This window comes from Methylobacterium sp. BE186 (assembly GCF_031457035.1).
Lineage (GTDB): Bacteria > Pseudomonadota > Alphaproteobacteria > Rhizobiales > Beijerinckiaceae > Methylobacterium > Methylobacterium segetis.
The window spans coordinates 22219-38665 of the sequence record NZ_JAVDVV010000031.1; the positions used below are offsets into that span (position 1 = coordinate 22219).

The 16447-nt window shown below is 68.1% G+C and carries 18 protein-coding genes and 2 tRNA genes; 5 read left to right on the plus strand and 15 right to left on the minus strand.

Annotation, left to right across the window (positions count from 1 at the left end):
- The first annotated feature begins 284 nt into the window (after positions 1–284).
- Entirely contained in the window at positions 285–1109 is an 825-nt protein-coding gene (panB, locus tag J2X36_RS23090; protein ID WP_310354190.1) for a 3-methyl-2-oxobutanoate hydroxymethyltransferase, read from the plus strand.
- Positions 1110–1123: 14 nt separating this feature from the next.
- Here panB and J2X36_RS23095 read toward each other — a convergent pair whose 3' ends face one another.
- The 6 genes from J2X36_RS23095 to J2X36_RS23120 all read right to left on the minus strand — a co-directional run bounded on the left by J2X36_RS23095 (position 1124) and on the right by J2X36_RS23120 (position 4017).
- Positions 1124–1618, minus strand: a complete 495-nt coding sequence (locus tag J2X36_RS23095; protein ID WP_310354192.1) for a phosphohydrolase — start codon at positions 1616–1618, stop codon at positions 1124–1126.
- Positions 1619–1676: 58 nt separating this feature from the next.
- Positions 1677–1907, minus strand: a complete 231-nt coding sequence (locus J2X36_RS23100; RefSeq protein ID WP_132251039.1) for a hypothetical protein — start codon at positions 1905–1907, stop codon at positions 1677–1679.
- Positions 1908–2042: 135 nt separating this feature from the next.
- The gene (locus J2X36_RS23105) at positions 2043–2345 is read right to left on the minus strand and encodes a hypothetical protein (protein ID WP_310354194.1); all 303 of its coding nucleotides are present in this window, start codon (positions 2343–2345) and stop codon (positions 2043–2045) included.
- 231 nt (positions 2346–2576) lie between these two features.
- Positions 2577–2651: transfer RNA gene (locus J2X36_RS23110), tRNA-Thr, on the minus strand.
- Between the two features lie 129 nt (positions 2652–2780).
- Positions 2781–3239: an NUDIX hydrolase gene (locus J2X36_RS23115; RefSeq protein ID WP_132251043.1), complete on the minus strand. Its 459-nt coding sequence runs from the start codon at positions 3237–3239 to the stop codon at positions 2781–2783.
- A gap of 310 nt (positions 3240–3549) precedes the next feature.
- Positions 3550–4017, minus strand: a complete 468-nt coding sequence (locus tag J2X36_RS23120) for a MarR family winged helix-turn-helix transcriptional regulator (RefSeq protein WP_132251045.1) — start codon at positions 4015–4017, stop codon at positions 3550–3552.
- A gap of 434 nt (positions 4018–4451) precedes the next feature.
- Here J2X36_RS23120 and J2X36_RS23125 point away from each other — a divergent pair.
- Together J2X36_RS23125 and J2X36_RS23130 are read left to right on the plus strand one after the other, a co-directional pair.
- Positions 4452–4528 (plus strand) — tRNA-Arg (locus J2X36_RS23125).
- A 208-nt stretch (positions 4529–4736) separates the two neighbouring features.
- A complete protein-coding gene (locus J2X36_RS23130; protein WP_310354196.1) occupies positions 4737–5246 on the plus strand; it encodes a hypothetical protein in 510 nt (169 codons plus the stop codon).
- Positions 5247–5261: 15 nt separating this feature from the next.
- Here J2X36_RS23130 and J2X36_RS23135 read toward each other — a convergent pair whose 3' ends face one another.
- Genes J2X36_RS23135 through cyoA form a run of 5 tightly spaced genes read right to left on the minus strand, consistent with a single transcriptional unit; the run spans position 5262 to position 10311 of the window.
- On the minus strand, positions 5262–6011 hold the full coding sequence (locus J2X36_RS23135) for an SURF1 family protein (RefSeq protein WP_405029842.1): 750 nt from the start codon (positions 6009–6011) through the stop codon (positions 5262–5264).
- Positions 6012–6042: 31 nt separating this feature from the next.
- Positions 6043–6471, minus strand: a complete 429-nt coding sequence (gene cyoD, locus J2X36_RS23140; RefSeq protein ID WP_310354197.1) for a cytochrome o ubiquinol oxidase subunit IV — start codon at positions 6469–6471, stop codon at positions 6043–6045.
- Complete coding sequence (gene cyoC, locus J2X36_RS23145; protein ID WP_132251053.1) at positions 6468–7097, minus strand: cytochrome o ubiquinol oxidase subunit III; 630 nt, start codon at positions 7095–7097, stop codon at positions 6468–6470. Before cyoC ends, cyoD begins: the two co-directional genes overlap by 4 nt.
- 3 nt (positions 7098–7100) lie before the next feature.
- The gene (gene cyoB, locus J2X36_RS23150) at positions 7101–9104 is read right to left on the minus strand and encodes a cytochrome o ubiquinol oxidase subunit I (RefSeq protein ID WP_310354199.1); all 2004 of its coding nucleotides are present in this window, start codon (positions 9102–9104) and stop codon (positions 7101–7103) included.
- Between the two features lie 46 nt (positions 9105–9150).
- Entirely contained in the window at positions 9151–10311 is a 1161-nt protein-coding gene (gene cyoA / locus J2X36_RS23155) for a ubiquinol oxidase subunit II (protein ID WP_310354200.1), read from the minus strand.
- 305 nt (positions 10312–10616) lie between these two features.
- Here cyoA and J2X36_RS23160 point away from each other — a divergent pair, with 305 nt between their 5' ends.
- Positions 10617–11951 carry an MFS transporter gene (locus tag J2X36_RS23160; protein WP_310354202.1) on the plus strand — a complete coding sequence of 445 codons (1335 nt, stop codon included), beginning with the start codon at positions 10617–10619 and terminating at the stop codon, positions 11949–11951.
- Between the two features lie 39 nt (positions 11952–11990).
- Here J2X36_RS23160 and J2X36_RS23165 read toward each other — a convergent pair whose 3' ends face one another.
- The 4 genes from J2X36_RS23165 to J2X36_RS23180 form a co-directional block, all read right to left on the minus strand.
- Positions 11991–12731 (minus strand): Crp/Fnr family transcriptional regulator, encoded by a 741-nt coding sequence (locus J2X36_RS23165; RefSeq protein ID WP_310354204.1) that lies wholly within the window; start codon positions 12729–12731, stop codon positions 11991–11993.
- A 177-nt stretch (positions 12732–12908) separates the two neighbouring features.
- The gene (locus J2X36_RS23170) at positions 12909–13478 is read right to left on the minus strand and encodes a PepSY domain-containing protein (protein WP_310354206.1); all 570 of its coding nucleotides are present in this window, start codon (positions 13476–13478) and stop codon (positions 12909–12911) included.
- A gap of 73 nt (positions 13479–13551) precedes the next feature.
- Entirely contained in the window at positions 13552–14562 is a 1011-nt protein-coding gene (locus J2X36_RS23175; RefSeq protein WP_405029843.1) for an SDR family oxidoreductase, read from the minus strand.
- Between the two features lie 89 nt (positions 14563–14651).
- Positions 14652–15509, minus strand: coding sequence for a manganese catalase family protein (locus J2X36_RS23180; RefSeq protein ID WP_132251067.1), 858 nt, complete (start codon positions 15507–15509; stop codon positions 14652–14654).
- A gap of 387 nt (positions 15510–15896) precedes the next feature.
- Here J2X36_RS23180 and J2X36_RS23185 point away from each other — a divergent pair, with 387 nt between their 5' ends.
- Positions 15897–16406 carry a ferritin-like domain-containing protein gene (locus tag J2X36_RS23185; protein ID WP_310354211.1) on the plus strand — a complete coding sequence of 170 codons (510 nt, stop codon included), beginning with the start codon at positions 15897–15899 and terminating at the stop codon, positions 16404–16406.
- Positions 16407–16447 lie beyond the last annotated feature (41 nt).

Below are 16447 nucleotides of genomic sequence, written 5' to 3' on the forward strand. Positions count from 1 at the left end.
GACGTCTTGGGAGGAAACGCCCGCAAAGGGCAGCGGGACGACAGGCGAAACGCCGTCCCCGCAAACATCGCCGCAGGCACTCCCGGGCTGCCTTCGCCTCGCCTCCCCTTCCCCTGCTTGATCCCGCGCGACGTCTGTCACCGTCCGCACCGTGCAGCCCCATTCCGGCAGGATTTCCGGCGCCGCGCGCTGTATAAGCGCGCGACGGGATGCGGGCGGCCATCTTCCGGACAGGTCCGGCCGGCTGCGCCGCCCCGGCCTGCGTGAACGAGGGTCCTGAGTCGATGTCCCAGATGGTGCAGTCCCGCCGCGTCCGCGCCGTCGACCTTGCGAAGTTCAAGGCCGAGGGCCGCAAGATCATCGCGCTGACCGCCTACCACGCCCATACGGCCAGCATCCTCGACCGGCATTGCGACGTGATCCTCGTGGGCGATTCCCTCGGCATGGTCATGCACGGGCTCGAATCGACGCTGCCCGTCACCCTCGAGATGATGATCCTGCAGGCGCAGGCGGTGATGCGAGGTACCGCGAAGGCGCTGGTCGTGGTCGACATGCCCTTCGGCTCCTACGAGGCGAGCCCGGAGCAGGCCTTCCTCAACGCGGCCCGCGTGCTGAAGGAGACCGGTGCCGGCGCGATCAAGATGGAGGGGGGCGCGCATTTCGCCGACACCGTGGCCTTCCTGACGAAGCGCGGCATCCCCGTGATGGGGCATATCGGCCTGACCCCCCAATCGGTGAACACGATGGGTGGCTTCCGCGTGCAGGGGCGCGGCCCCGGCGACGAGGCGCGTCTCCTGGAGGATGCCCGCGCCATCAGCGAGGCCGGCGCCTTCGCGATCGTGCTGGAGGGCATCGTCGAGCCGGTCGCCCGGGTGATCGCGGCGGCCGACACCGTCACGGCGGCGACGATCGGCATCGGGGCCACCGCCGCCTGCGACGGGCAGATCCTCGTGCTCGAGGACATGCTCGGCCTGAGCGACCGCGCACCGAAATTCGTGAAGGCGTTCGGCTCGCTGCGCACGCAGATCGAGGCGGCCGTCGAGGCCTACGCGGAGGAGGTCCGCAGCGGCCGCTTCCCGGCCGACGAGCACACCTACCCGCCGCGCTGAAGCCGCCCCGCGCCTCAGCCGCCGGTATAGCCGAGCGAGGCGGCCGCCGCCCGCAGCGCGGCGAAGGATGTCTCGTAGCGCTCGCGCAGGAAGCCGCCCTCGGGCAGCGTGCGGTCGGGGGAGAGGTTGTCCTCGTTGTCGGACATTTTGATCAGGATCGCGGCGAGGCTGCCGCTCGCGATCACCGCGGCCGTGCGCTCCGGATAGGGCGTGCGCTGCACCGGCTTCGTCAGGATCTTCACGGTGGCGATGACGGGCGCCGAGAAGCCCGCCGCCGCCAGATCGGCCTCGGTCCTGGGCGTGTCCTCCAGAACGTCGTGGAGGATCGCGGCCTGCATCACCTCCATCGGGTCGATGGCGAGGCGGTCGACCGCCCGGGCGTGCCCTGCCCGCTTCACGGCGGCGTTGGCGACGCGCTCGAGATGCCGGATATAGGGCTGGCCGCCCTTGTCGATCTGCCCGGCATGCGCCGTGATGGCGAAGCTGTGGGCCTCGAAGATCGACGGCATCGGCCTCCCCCTCCCGTCGCGGACAGCCGTTTCCCGGCGCGACCGGGCCGATGCCCGGCTATCGTCCGACCGGCGGCCGGCGCCGGCGCATGTAGAGATAGAGCGCGGCCGACAGGCCCACCAGCAGCAGGACGAGCCAGAGCCAGTTGAGATCGACGTCCTGCGGCTGCGGGCTCGCCGTGGCCGGCTTGCTCTCGGGGATCGGCGGCGCCGGCGAGGTCGCCTGGGCGAGGGCCTCGCGGGCGCTGATGAACAGCAGCAGCAGGGCAGTCGGCAGCGGTCTCAGCATCGCGACACTCCTTCTCCAGGGGCCAACCGAGGCCGCGAAGGAGGTGTTCCTCCCGGGCCCCGTGGCGCGGCACCACGAAAAAGGGCCGGCGATGCCGGCCCTCGTCGTCGAATCTTACACGCGTTCCGCGGCCGCTCAGCGCCGGCCGACCGAGGTGCCACCCTCGGCGCCGCCGGAGCTCTTGGCCGTGCCGCCGCTCTGCGGGCTTCCCGCCCCGACCGTGCTGCCCGTGGTGGCCCCGGCCCCGGCCCCGCCCACGGTGCCGCCGGTCGCGGAGCCGGTGGCGCGCTCCATGCTCTTCTCGCTGTTGCTCTTCACGCTGCCCGGGCTGTTCATGTTGCCCTCGGCGCTTCCGCCGCCGGCAGCGGTCTGCGCCCAGGCGGCACCCGTCAGCGAGAGGGCCATGGCGGCGGCGAGCGCGATCGTCTTGGTGGTCATTGGATGTCTCTTCCCTTGGTTGTTTCCAAGGATTCGAACGCCCGATGGGGCGAGTTGTTCATTCTCGTCTATGCAATCTTGGGTATTCGCGCCCGGAACGACGCGAGCCGCTCCATGCAAATGTCGCGAAAGGTTCCGCTTGAATTCGGCCGTGCGGCAGAGAAATCGCCGCGCCTTGCGCGCGCCATTCCTTCGACCGTCGAAGCGTCAGGTTAAGCGGAGGGGTTGGGCTGGTGCTGCGAGAGAGGATTGAACTCTCGACCTCCTCATTACCAATGAGGTGCTCTACCACTGAGCTACCGCAGCGAGCGGTGTGGCGGGTCGCGCTGGCGCGTTCCCGTCCGACCGCGAGCGGCATTAGCGGATCGCGGCCGGCTTGGCAATCGGCGGAATCGCGGCGGGCGCCGATCTTCGCGGTGGCGCGCTCCGCAATCCTCAGCCCCGCGATGCGTCCTCGCGCTTCAGGGCGGCCCGGATGATGGCGGCGAGGCCGGGCTCCGCCACCGCATCCGCCGCTTCCGAGGGCGCGAACCAGCGCTGCTCGCGCTCGCTCTGCTCCGGCCAGCGCTTGAGCTGCTTGCGCACCTCGAGCGGGAACACCTTCACTTGGCAGAGCACGGAGTCCCGGTTCTTCAGCCGCTTCTCGTAGATGTAGAATCCAAGCGGCCGCTTGCCGACGTTCCCGATGATGCCGGCCTCCTCGTAGGCCTCGCGGGCCGCCGCCTCGAAGGGCTTGCGCCCCTTCATCGGCCAGCCCTTCGGGATGACCCAGCGCCGGCTCTCGCGCGAGGTGACGAGCATCACCGCGTAGCTGCCATCGGCCGCCTTGCGGAACGGCAGCGCGCCGACCTGGCGCTGGGTCGGGCGCTCGGCGTCGTGGGGGATCGTCGTCATGACCTGCCCGCGCGCGAGCGCGCGCCGACAATCCCGCACGCGGCAGGGGGCGCGTCACGTGACGGGAGCGGGGATCCTGACGGGCTGATGATCGGAGACCTCCAGGGAAAGCGGGTGCGTGAGCGGGCTTCGATGCGGGCGCGAGCGCGACGACCGCACGCGACCTAACGCCTTCGCCACTCCCGCCATATGCGCGAAGCTCGGCGTGTCTCAAGCACCAAGTTAACCGGCAAACAAAATTTTCGGAGTGCGGCGGGCTGGGACGGGCCCTCAGGCCGCGGCCCGGCTACGCGCGCCACGGGCACAGGCATCAGCCGTGCGCGGAGAGGTTCTCGATCAGATGGTTGAGATCGGCGCGCATCGCCTGGATCTCCGGCTCGCTCAGATTGAGCTGGCACATCACGGATTGGCGGACGTGCACCGCCTCGGCCCGCAGCGAGCGCCCCTGCGGGGTGAGCCCGATCTCGACCTCCCGCTCGTCGCTCTGGCGCCGGTTGCGCACGAGGAGGCCCGCGCTCTCCAGCCGCTTCAGGACCGGGGTCAAGGTGCCGGAATCCAGGCGCAGGCGACGGCCGATCTCGGAGACGGTGACCCCCTCCGTTTCCCACAGCACGAGCAGCACGAGGTATTGCGGGTAGGTGAGGCCGAGCCGCTCCAAGAGTGGACGATAGGATTTCGTCATGCGGTGCGCGGCCGCGTAGAGAGCGTAGCAGAGCTGGTTGTCGAGCAGGAGCGGATCCCAGAGGGCGCCCGCACTGTCATTCGGAGCGTTCACCATACCCACCATGCTGTCCACCCAAGCCTCACCGGCGGGGGTGCGTGGCGGCGCATTCCAGCCGGGGCCCTGCATAGCATGATACCGAGGCCGAACCGCCTAGGTACCTGCAGCATTCTTCCACAGAGCTTGTGAGATAATGCGGGTCCGAGCCCAAATTTCCAGTGCCCCCGCGGTCATCTGAAGCCCAGATTTTGTTCATGCGCGGCGGCGTGCGTCCGCAAACGTCGAATTCCCGCCCCGAGAGGGGGGGCTCGCCGCCGAAGCCGCCACCGAACCGGACCGCATTGCGGTGGCCGGGCCGAACTTGGCAGGCGCCAGGGGATGCACGGCGGGGCCACCGAAACTCGGCCGTCGGAAGGGCTTGCCAAGCCCGGAACGACCCACTAAACACCGCCCTCGACCGGCCCGGCCAACAACGCCGCCGCGTCGACAGCGCGCCCGTAGCTCAGCTGGATAGAGCACCAGACTACGAATCTGGGGGTCAGAGGTTCGAATCCTTTCGGGCGCGCCATTCTCCGCACGGATAGGTCTCGAGGTGTCTGTCACCTCGCGAAACGTGCGGCCTTCATCGACATCGAGCGAGTCAATCACGCACCGGACTGCGCAGCCGCGATCCCGGCGCGCTCCGCTCCGACGACCTTTCATCGCCTGTTCCGCTCGGGCGAAGCAGGCGCGCTCGCGCGAGGAACGGCCGGCCGGGGATCGAACTGGCACGATGCATGCTGCAGCACCTCCGCGACGCAGGCTGGACGCTCCCGGAGGCGCTGGTGACGGGGCTCACGATAAGCGACGAGGAACTGGAGCGGCCCGCGCTGCTGACGCTGTGGCCGCATGGGGTCGAGACGAAGGCTGTCGAGCCGCGGGAGATCGAGACGCTCCGCCAAGCCCTGGGGGAGGCCTTCGCCGTTCTGGAGGACGACACGGGCATGCCCTGGATCACGACCGATGGCGGCACGATCCTGTCGCCCTCGGTGCTCTCCTGCCTGTCCCGTTCGGATGCCGTCGCCCTGCCCCTTGAGCCCGTCGCAGCGGTCGCGCAGGATCGGGCGCCGGCCGCGCAACGTGGCCGCCCTTCATCGGGTCACGCGCTGCGGCACGGATGGACGGACCCGCGGCCGGACATTCCGCCCTTCGTGCACCGGCTCGGTCTCCTCGCAGGCGAACGCGAGCGCCGCCCGCTCCAAAGCGGCGCACGGCGCGCCCGCTCCGGCCCTGCCCTGCCCGGCTGAGGCCGCGCAGGTGCGTCAGGCGCGCCGCGGACGGCGCAGGGCGTCGCGGAACAGGTAGGCCGTGCCCGCGGCGACCATCAGGGCCAGGGCGTACCACGTGAGCGCGTAGACGAGGTGATCGTTCCGGAACGCGATGATCGTCAGGCCTCCGACCGGTAGGCCGCCGGGATTGGCGCTCGCATCCGCATCGATGAAGAACGGCGCGACGTCCCCCAATCCGCGCGCCTGCGCGATCGCTGCGACGTCGCGTGAGAACCAGCGCCCACCCGCCGGATCGTTGCTACGCAGGAAGGCGCCACCGGGTTCGCTGAGGCGCAGCAGCCCCGTCACGGTCGTCTCGCCGGGAAACTGGCCCTGCGCCCGCGTGGCGGCGTCTCTGCGCTCGGGCGGTACGAACCCGCGATTGATCAGGAACCGGTCGCCGTCGGGCGTCTCGAGGGGGGTGAGAACCCAGAAGCCGCCGCCGAGCTCGGTCACGGCCTGAACCAGCGTCTCCCGGTCGTGCAGGAAGAGACCGCGCACGCGCAGGCGCCGATAGGCGTCGTCCGTTCCGATCGCGGCCCAGGCCTCCCGGGCCGGCGGCGCGGCCGGTGCCGCGTGGATCCGTGCATCGACCCGGGCGATCAGGTCGAGCTTCCAGGTCCGTCGCTGCACCTGCCAGGTGCCGAGCCCGACGAGGATTGCGAAGGCGGCGAGCGCCGCGATCCCGACCAGGCCGAGGAAACGGCCGGTCGGGCGGGGAGGCGCCGCTTTCGGCGCGCTCACGAATGGGCGCTCCGCGAAACGGCCCTGCCCGTCAGCGGGAGGGCGCGGCCGGCATGTGATGCTGCATGTCGTGGCCCGACATCGGCATCATGTTGGCGTTGAGGTGATACATCACCCACAGCGAGCCGATCAGCGTGATCACGACGAGTGTCAGCGTGAAGATCAGCGCCAGGAAGGTCCAGCCGCCTTCCGACTTCGTGTCCATGTGCAGGAAGTAGATCATGTGCACGATGATCTGAACCACGGCAAAGGCCATGATCACGAGGCTCGTGGTGCGGTTGTCGCCGAGCACGTCCGCCATCACCAGCCAGAACGGGATCGCGGTGAGAATGACGGACAGGACGAACCCGGTCATGTAGCCGCGGAAGGTGGCGTGGCTGCCGCCGCCGGCATGGCCGTGGTCGTGACCGTGGCCGGCCCCGTGCGCGCCGGAGGTGTGCGAGTTGGCGCTGGCGCTCATTGCAGCACTCCCATCAGGTACACGAAGGTGAAGACGCCGATCCAGATCACGTCGAGGAAGTGCCAGAACATCGACAGGCACATCAGCCGGCGCTGATTCTCGGCGATGAGCCCGCGCTGGCGCACCTGGATCATCAGCACCACGAGCCAGATGATGCCGAGGCTCACGTGCAGGCCGTGCGTGCCGACCAGGGTGAAGAAGGCGGAGAGGAAGCCGCTGCGCTGGGGCGTCGCGCCCTCATGGATCAGGTGGGCGAATTCGTAGAGCTCGATGCCGACGAAGCCGAGGCCGAACAGGCCCGTGACCGCGAGCCAGCCGAGCGTGGCGGCCTGCCGGTCCCGCTGCATCTCCAGCATGGCAAAGCCGTAGGTGATGGAGGAGAGGAGCAGCATGGACGTGTTGAGAGCCACGAGCGGCAGCTCGAACAGGTCCTTCGGCGAAGGCCCGGCCGCGTAATTGCGGCCGAGCACGGCGTAGGTGGCGAACAGGACCGCGAAGATGAGGCAGTCGCTCATCAGGTAGATCCAGAAGCCCAGCATGGTGCTGCCTTCCGGATGGTGGTCCTCCTCCAGGTGGAAGCTCGGCGTCTCGGCGAGGCCCTGGGTCTTGGATGCGAGGGTCGCCATGGCTCAGGCCCGTCCGGAGATCAGCGCGGTGCGCGCGCCCTCGGCCCGGACGACGTCGTCGGCCGGAATGTGGAAGTCGCGGTCGTAGTTGAAGGTGTGGCCGACCGTCACGACGAACATCGCCAGGAAGGCCAGCGCCGCGAGCCACCAGACGTACCAGATCATCGCGAACGAGAAGGCGATGCTGAGCACGCCGAGGATGAAGCCGGTGCCGGTGTTCCTCGGCATGTGGATCGCACGGAATCCCTGCAGCGGCCGGTCGTAGCCGCGCTTCTTCATGTCCCACCACGCGTCGTGATCGTGGATCACGGGCGTGAAGGCGAAGTTGTAGTCCGGCGGCGGCGAGGAGGTGGACCATTCGAGCGTGCGGCCGTTCCACGGGTCGCCCGTCAGGTCGCGCAGTTCCTCGCGCCGGAGGACGCTCACGACGAGCTGGATCCCGAAGGAGAGGATGCCGAGCAGGATCAGGAAGGCGCCGAAGGCCGCGATCACGAACCAGATCTGCAGGGACGGGTCATCGAAGTGCTGCAGGCGCCGCGTCACCCCCATCAGGCCCAGGATGTAGAGGGGCATGAAGGCGACCCAGAAGCCGGTGAGCCAGAACCAGAAGGACATCTTCCCCCAGAACGGGTCGAGCTTGAAGCCGAACGCCTTCGGGAACCAGTAGGTGATGCCCGCGAGCAGGCCGAACACCACGCCGCCGATGATCACGTTGTGGAAGTGGGCGATCAGGAACAGCGAATTGTGGAGCACGAAGTCGGCCGGGGGCACGGCGAGGAGCACGCCGGTCATGCCGCCGACGACGAAGGTCACCATGAAGCCGACCGTCCAGAGCATCGGCACCTCGAAGCGGATCCGCCCGCGGTACATCGTGAACAGCCAGTTGAAGATCTTGGCGCCCGTCGGGATCGAGATGATCATCGTCGTGATCCCGAAGAACGAGTTCACCGACGCACCCGACCCCATCGTGAAGAAGTGGTGCAGCCAGACGAGGTAGGACAGGATCGTGATGACGACCGTGGCGTAGACCATCGAGGCATAGCCGAACAGGCGCTTGCCCGAATAGGTCGAGACGACCTCCGAGAAGATGCCGAAGGCGGGCAGGATGAGGATGTAGACCTCCGGATGACCCCAGATCCAGATGAGGTTGACGTACATCATCGGGTTGCCGCCGAGGTCGTTCGAGAAGAAGTGCGTGCCGACGTAGCGGTCGAGCGACAGCAGCGCGAGGACGGCGGTCAGGATCGGGAAGGCGGCGACGATGAGCACGTTGGTGCACAGCGCGGTCCAGGTGAAGACCGGCATCTTCATCATGGTCATGCCGGGCGCCCGCATCTTCACGATGGTGGCGATGAGGTTGATGCCGGAGAGCAGGGTGCCGATGCCGGCGATCTGCAGCGCCCAGATGTAGTAGTCGACGCCGACGCCGGGGCTCGCCGCCGGGCCGGAGAGCGGCGGATAGGCGAGCCAGCCGGTCCGGGCGAACTCGCCGACGAAGAGCGAGGCCATCACGGTCACCGCGCCGCTGACCGTCATCCAGAAGCTGAAGTTGTTGAGGAACGGGAAGGCGACGTCGCGGGCGCCGATCTGCAGCGGCACGACGAAGTTCATCAGCCCCGTCACGAGCGGCATGGCGAAGAAGAAGATCATGATCACGCCGTGGGCGGTGAAGATCTGATCGTAGTGGTGCGGCGGCAGGTAGCCCTCGTTGGCGCCGAAGGCCATCGCCTGCTGGGCCCGCATCATGAGCGCGTCCGCGAAGCCGCGCAGCAGCATGACGAGCGCCAGGATCACGTACATGATGCCGATCTTCTTGTGATCGACGCTCGTGATCCAGTCGCGCCAGAGGGTGCCCCAGAAGCGGAAATAGGTGATCGCGCCGAGCACCGCGACGCCGCCGAGGACGACGCCGATAAAGGTGATGATCAGGATCGGCTCGTGGTAGGGAATCGCTTCGAGTGTCAGGCGCCCGAAGATCAGTTTCTGGAGATCCAGATTCGAGAACATGGGTTTTCGCTCGTTGGCGGGGTGCGGCGGCCGTCGAGGCGCCGGCTCAGTGGTTCAGTTGCGCGGGCGCCGGGGTGCCGTGCTGGTGCCCGGAATGGTCGTGGCCTGCATCGGGAGCCTCGCCGTGGCCTTTGACGGCGGGGTCCTGCCCGTCGGGCTTCATGCCCTGCGGCTGCACATCGCCCTTGGCGGGGCGCCCGGAGGCGGGGACGGTGGCGGCCTCGCCCTCCTCGCCCGAGACGGCATGGCGGTTGTCGTATTCCAGCCGCTCCCGGTTGTGGTGGCTCTCCTTGCCCGCGCCGCCCATCGCGTCGATGTGCATCATCTCGCTCATGCACATCTTGCCGGGCACCGCGCACATGTTGAGGATCGCGCTGTAGAGACCCTGGTCGGAGGACGCGAAGTACTGGACCGGCTCCTGCTCGCTCGGCTTCTCGAGCTTCAGGTAGGCCTCGCGGGTCAGGGTCTTGCCGTCGGCCTTCACCTTGGCGACCCACTGGTCGAAGCCGTCCTTATCGAGCCCGTGGAACTTGAAGTTCATCCGGGAGAAGCCGGAGCCGCTGTAATTGGCCGAGAAGCCCTCGTAGGTGCCGGCCTTGTTGATCACCGCGTGCAGCTTCGTCTCCATGCCGGCCATGGCGTAGATCTGGCCCGCCAGAGCCGGAATGTAGAACGAGTTCATGATCGAGGCCGAGGTGATCTTGAAGTTGATCGGCACGTCGACGGGTGCCGCGAGCTCGTTCACGGTCGCGATGCCCTGATCGGGATAGAAGAACAGCCACTTCCAATCGAGGGCGACGACCTCGACCGTGACGGGCTTCACGTCCGCCGGCAGCGGCCGCGACGCGTCGAGCCGGGACAGGGGCCGGTAGGGATCGAGCGTGTGGGTGCTGATCCAGGTCAGCGCGCCGAGCGCGATGATGATCACCAGCGGCGCGGCCCAGATCACGACCTCGAGCTGGGTCGAGTGGTGCCAGTCGGGATCGTAGGTGGCCTGCGTGTTCGACGCGCGGTACCGCCACGCGAAGAAGAGCGTCAGCGCGATCACCGGCAGGATGATGAGCAGCATCAGCCCCGTCGAGGCGATGACGAGGTCGCGCTGCCGGACGGCGATGTCGCCGAACGGCTGCATCACGACCATGTTGCAGCCCGCCAGCAGGCCGAGCAGGGGGACCAGCGCGAGGGCGCGAAGCTGTCTGAGACGCATCAGATCGTATCGATGGTGGGCCGGGACGGCAATTCTGGACCCGGACGCGGCGCGTCGGAACGCACCCCGGGAATCACGCGGCTTTACTGCGCTGCACCATGTCGGTATGGCAAGTGCACCGATGTCTCACCTGTGGGCGCCGCAGGCATGGCAGGGTTGACCGGACCGGATATGTTCCTCCGGCCGAACGGATGCATGAGGGCGCGTCGCCGCGCCGCCGTGATCCTGCGGTGCGCACGCGCCATAATTCCCGTTTCCGGAAACGGCGGCCCGTTTCCGTCGCTTCAGAGAGCGACCTGCCGACGATGAGCTCAGACTACGCCTTGCCCGCATCCGACCCGCTCGAGCGCGATGCCCGCCTCGTCTCGACCGACCACAAGGTCGACCCGAGCGAGATCGCGATGGGCGTCATCATCGGCCGCACCTCGGAGTTCTTCGACTTCTTCGTGTTCGGCATCGCCTCGGTGCTCATCTTCCCGAAGGTGTTCTTCCCCTTCGCCGAGCCGCTCACCGGCACCCTCTACGCCTTCGGGATCTTCGCCCTCGCCTTCGTGGCGCGCCCGATCGGGTCCATCGCCTTCATGGAGGTGGATCGGCGCTACGGGCGCGGCGTGAAGCTGACGATCGCGCTCTTCCTGCTCGGCTCGTCGACCGCCGCGATCAGCTTCCTGCCGAGCTACGACCATCTCGGGAAGACGGCGATCGTTCTGCTCGCCGCCTTTCGGATCGGCCAGGGGCTCGCGCTCGGCGGCGCCTGGGACGGCCTCGCGTCGCTGCTGGCGCTGAACGCGCCGGAGAATCGCCGCGGTTGGTACGCGGCCATGCCGCAACTCGGGGCCCCCCTCGGCTTCATGCTGGCGAGCGCGCTGTTCTCGTTCTTCCTGGCCAACCTGACGCCCGAGGACTTCCTCGATTGGGGTTGGCGCTACCCGTTCTACGTCGCCTTCGCGGTGAACGTGGTCGCCCTGTTCGCGCGGCTGCGCCTCGTCGCCACGGACGAGTTCGTCAACCTCCTCCAGACGCAGGAGCTGGAGCCGGTGCCCGTCCTGGAATTGCTGCGGGTGCATTGGCGGCACGTCCTCATCGCCGCCTTCGTGCCGCTGGCGAGCTTCGCGCTCTTCCACCTCGTCACGATCTTCCCGATCAGCTGGATCACGCTGTTCACCCAGCGCTCGGCGGGCGAGTTCCTGATGGTTCAGTTCGCCGGTGCGACCATGGCCGCGGGCGCGATCCTGGCATCCGGCCTGATGGCGGATCAGATCGGGCGCAGGACCATGCTCGCGATCTGCGCCGGCCTGATCGCGCTCTTCGCGCTCGGCAGCATCCTGGCGCCCCTCCTGTTCGGCGACAGCATGGCGGGACAGACGGTCTACGTGGTGGTGGGCTTCGGGCTGCTCGGCCTGTCCTACGGGCAGACGGCGGGCGCCGTCTCCTCGAATTTCGGGACGCGCTACCGCTACACCGGTTCGGCGCTGAGCTCGGATCTCGCCTGGGTGGTCGGTGCCGGCTTCGCGCCGCTCGTGGTGCTCAGCCTGTCCAGCCGCTACGGGCTGGCCTGCGTCGGGCTGTATCTGCTGTCGGGTGCCATCGCGACGCTGCTCGCGCTCGGCGTGAACAAGCTCGAGGCCCGGACCGCCTGAGGCGACGGGGCACGCATATCGAGTGAGCCGGCCGGCGACCTAGTCCCCGGCCGGCACCGGGTCCGAGGACGCCGACAGGCCCTCGAGGTCGAGATAGGCCGGATCGAACCCCGCAAAGTCCCGCAGCCGCTCCATGTCCGGCACGAGTAGCCGGTGGCGCTGCCACACGATCAACTCCTCCTTGCGCAGCGTCTGCAGGACCCGGTTGATGTGGACGTGCGACACGCCGAGGGCGTCCGCGAGGTCGACTTGCGAGAGGTTGAACTCGCAGCCCGACCCGTCGACGAGCCCGACGGCCCTGAGGCAGGTGAGCAACTCGCAGAGCAGGTGCGCGAGACGCTGCACGGCCGGGCGGCTGTCGTTGACGAGCCACTCGCGGGAGCGGTTGAGCTCGACCAGGGCGAGCCACCAGAGGGCGCGGTTGATCCCGGGATACCGAGCCATCGCGTCCTGCAGCGCAGTCCGTGACACGTCGACGACGGATGTGCGCGTGAGCGCGGAAACCCGCCATTCCGTGGCTCGGCTGCTGCGTGGCGGAACGCGGCAGAGGTCACCCGGCAGGACGAAGGAGACGATGCGCCGCGTGCCGTCGAGAAGCGTCTTGTAGCGGCAGGCGAGACCGCTCATCACGATGTAGATGCGCTCGAATTCGCCGTCGGACGGGAACTCCTGACGCGCTGCGAGCGCGCGCGCGTTCTGGGAGAGCGACGCGAGGGCCTGCCGTTCCTCCGCCGACAGCAAGCCGGCATGCTCCAGCTTGCGGATGAAGGGATTGCTCAACGCGCGACCGTAATCTGCCTTAGCGAACAGCATAGCTTGGCTTCGGGTGCGGCAACAGGACCACGCTACCATGAGTGGTATGCGCTCCCGGCAGGGCCCCGAAGCGAGTGGGCCGGTCCGCCCCGTGGCGAACCGGCCCTCCCCGATCTGTGTCGTTACTCCGGCTCGGACCCCAACTCAGTTCCCGATCACCTTGCCGTCCGGCCCGACCTTGACCTCCTGGGACCGGTCCGCGAGTGCGACGGAGATCTCGTACTGCACGGATTGTCCGTCGCGCTCGACCTCCGCCTCGTAGGCCTTGCCGCCGCCGGCCTTCTGCTCGGCGATGGCGAGCGCGTCCTTGAGCGAGGTCTTGGCGTTCTGGAAGTCGGCGGTCTTCAGACGGGTGAAGTAGCGCTCGATCGGCTGGTTCTCGCTCTTGTAGACGGCGCCGCTATCCGCATCGATGCCGTACTCGATCAGCTTGCCGTCGGGATAGACGACCTTGATGCTGTAATGCGCCGGGTTCTTGCCGTCGGCCTTCTCGAAATCGGCGTCGATCGCCCGGCCCTTGTCGCCCTGGCTCTCGGCGGTGGCGAGGGCTTGCGCGAGGCTGACCTTCGCGAGCTTGGCGACCTGGAACTCCTTCAGGTCGCCGCTGGCCTGGTTGGCCTGCGGTGCGGTGCCGGTCGCGGCTGGCGCCTGCGCGAGAGCGAGGCCGGCGGAGAGGGCGAGAAGGCCGGCGGCGCCGGCAAGACGGTTGAGCATGGCGGGTCTCCCGTTCGGGATGCGTTTCAGGATCCCTGCAACGCACTGGCCGCCCGCCGAGTTGCCGAACCCCTCAGCTCCGCCGCCGGCCGCTTCCGATCAGGCTCGTAGCGGCGAGCCCGATGGCCGCCGCGACGGCGGCCGCGGTGACGGGATGGAGCACGCTGCGGGTGTAGAGGCTGCGGCGCATGACGTAGCCGGGATGATCGCCGCTCGTGCGGCCACCCTGACCCGGCCTGTAGAGCGTCCCGTCCCGGTCGTGGGCCGGCTCGTCGCGAAGCTGCTGGGCGATCATGGTTCGGGCGACTCGATCGAAGGTGCGGGGCGCGAGGCTCTGAGCCGCGCTCATCACGCGCCCGCCGCCCCCGACGTAGATGTCGCGCTGCGGGTGAACGGCGGCGTGGACGATCGCCTCCGCCACTTCCTCGGTCCGGTAGACGGGCGGGGGCAGCTTCGGCTGCCGATCCGTGTAGTTCTTCGCGTTCTCCGGGAAGGGCGTGTCGATCGCCGCCGGCTTGATGAGCGTCACCGCGACCGGTGCGCCCTCCTCCTCCAGCTCGATCCGAAGGGCGTCGGTGAAGCCTTTGATCGCGTGCTTCGTCGCGCAGTACATGCCCTGCAGGGGGAAGGCGAGGTCCGAGGCGACGCTGCCGAGGTTGATCAGGACACCCCCGCTCCGCTTCAGGTGAGGCAGAGCGACCAGAGAGCCGTGTACGACGCCCCAGAAGTTCGTCTCGAACAGCCTGCGGCTATCGTCGTCGCTGACTTCCTCGAGGCGCCCGAAGATCGACAGGCCGGCGTTGTTGACCCAGGTGTCGATGCGCCCGAAGCACGAGACCGCCCGCTCCGCCACGGCCTCGACCTGCGCCCGGTCGCTCACATCCGCGCGCACGATCTCGGCTCGCCCGCCCTCCCGCGCGATCTCGGATTGTAGCTCGGCGAGCGCCTCGACGTTCCGCGCCGCGAGGACGACCCGAGCCCCGCGCGATGCGGCGGCGCGCGCAGTGGCGAGACCGATCCCGCTCGACGCGCCGGTGACGACGATCACCTGCTGGTTCAGGGGCCTGTGTGCGCTCATGCCCAATCTCCTCCGGCGCTCGAAGCGCCGCCTTCCTGCAAAAATCCGGATGGGATGGATCGCGGGCGGAGCCTCCGGCTCCGCCCGCCCATCGCTCAGCCCATCTGCTGGGTCTGTGCGGCGCTGTCCGGCCTTGCCGGGCCGAGGACCGGCTCCTCGCCCATCGGCTTGTTCTGGAACACGCCGAACGTGCCCTTGCCGTCGAGCGACGGGCCGCTCGTCCAGCGGCCTTCGGGGGGCGGCGAACCGTCGTGCGAGGTCGCGAAGAACTGGTAGCTGAATTCCTGCTTCTCGGCCTCCTGCGGGAAGCTGTTCGGAATCGGTAGGTTGGCCTCCTTGCCCCCAAGGTCCTCGACCACGGCGAGCCATTGCTGCTGATGCATGGTGTCGCGGGCGATCAGGAAGCTCCACATGTCGCGCATGCCCGGGTCGTTCGTGGCATTGTACAGGCGCACCGCCAGGGTACGGCCGGTCGCCTCTGCCGCCACGTTGCAGTACATGTCCGCGGCGAGGTTCCCGCTGGCGTAGATGTGGCTCATGTCGAACGGCACGCCGTCCGCGTTGCCGGGGAAGGCGGACATGCCGGTCGAGAGCAGCGTCTTGTGCAGCATGCCCTCGGCGACGTGGCGCGGGTTCTCGCCGCCCAGCACCGCCCCTACGATCGCGTCCGCTGCGCCGGCCTCCTGCACCTTGGTGGGGGCCGTCTCCAGGTTCAGGGCGACGGCGGTGGCGAGCATCTCGATATGGCCGATCTCCTCGGTCGCGGTGTTCAGCAGCATGTCGCGGTACTTCGTCGTCGGACCGCGGGCGCCCCAGGCCTGGAAGAAGTACTGCATACAGACGCGGATCTCACCCTCGATGCCGCCGATGGCCTGCTGCAGCATGCGGGCGTAGACCGGATCCGGGCTGTCGACGCGGACGGGGTACTGGGTGCGCTTGTCGAAATAGTACATGGGTCGGCTCCTGCTGTGCGCTGTGATGGTTGTCCGGGAACACCCGCCGCGAGCCTGCGTGACGTCCGAGCCCCATGGCTTCGCCTGGACCGGCCGCGGGGGTGCCGCGGACACGATCTTCCGTGCGTGAGCGACGATCCTGTCCGGCGACGATGCGAAGAGGGACCGACCGGCGACGTGGCAAGGGGCGGGTTTCGTTGAGGAAATCACGCCTGAGATCGGTTGTTCCGAGCCGCCAAGCAAAGATTACACTTATTAATCCAAATTAATTTCCCGCCTATCGCGCAAAGCGCGGCCATTCCGAAGAATTCGGTCGCAGGAACTTTCATCAGGTCCGAGGCTTTGCGATTTGCAATCCGTTCCAGCATCGCAAAGAGGACATTTTCGATGACTCTCGACACGCGCGACATCTATGTGACGGCCCTGAAGAACACGCATGCCCTGGAGATGCAGGCGCTTCAGATCATGGAGCGTCAGGTCGAGCGCCTGCAGCGCTATCCCGAGATGGAGGACGCGCTGCGCCGCCACATCGAGGAGACCCACGGCCAGCGCACCCGGCTCGAGGAAGCGCTCCAGGCGGTGGGCGACAGCCCGTCGGCGCTCAAGGAGGGCTTCCTCGGCTTCGTCGGGAACATGATGGCGATCGGCCACACCCCCGCCCAGGACGAGATCCTGAAGAACACCTACGCGAACCATGCCTTCGAGAATTTCGAGATCGCGGCCTACGAATCCCTCCTGACGATCACCGAGGCGGCCGGGCAACGGGGGAGCATCACCGGCTTCCAGCAATCGCTGAAGGAGGAAGAGGCGATGGCCCGCCGCGTCCGCGAGCTCGTCGGCCCGACCACCCGCCGTTACCTCGAACTCACGATCTCGGGCGAGAAGGCGGATCGATAAGGAACCTGCGCCCTGCCTCTGCGCGCCGGGGCGTGCGAGGC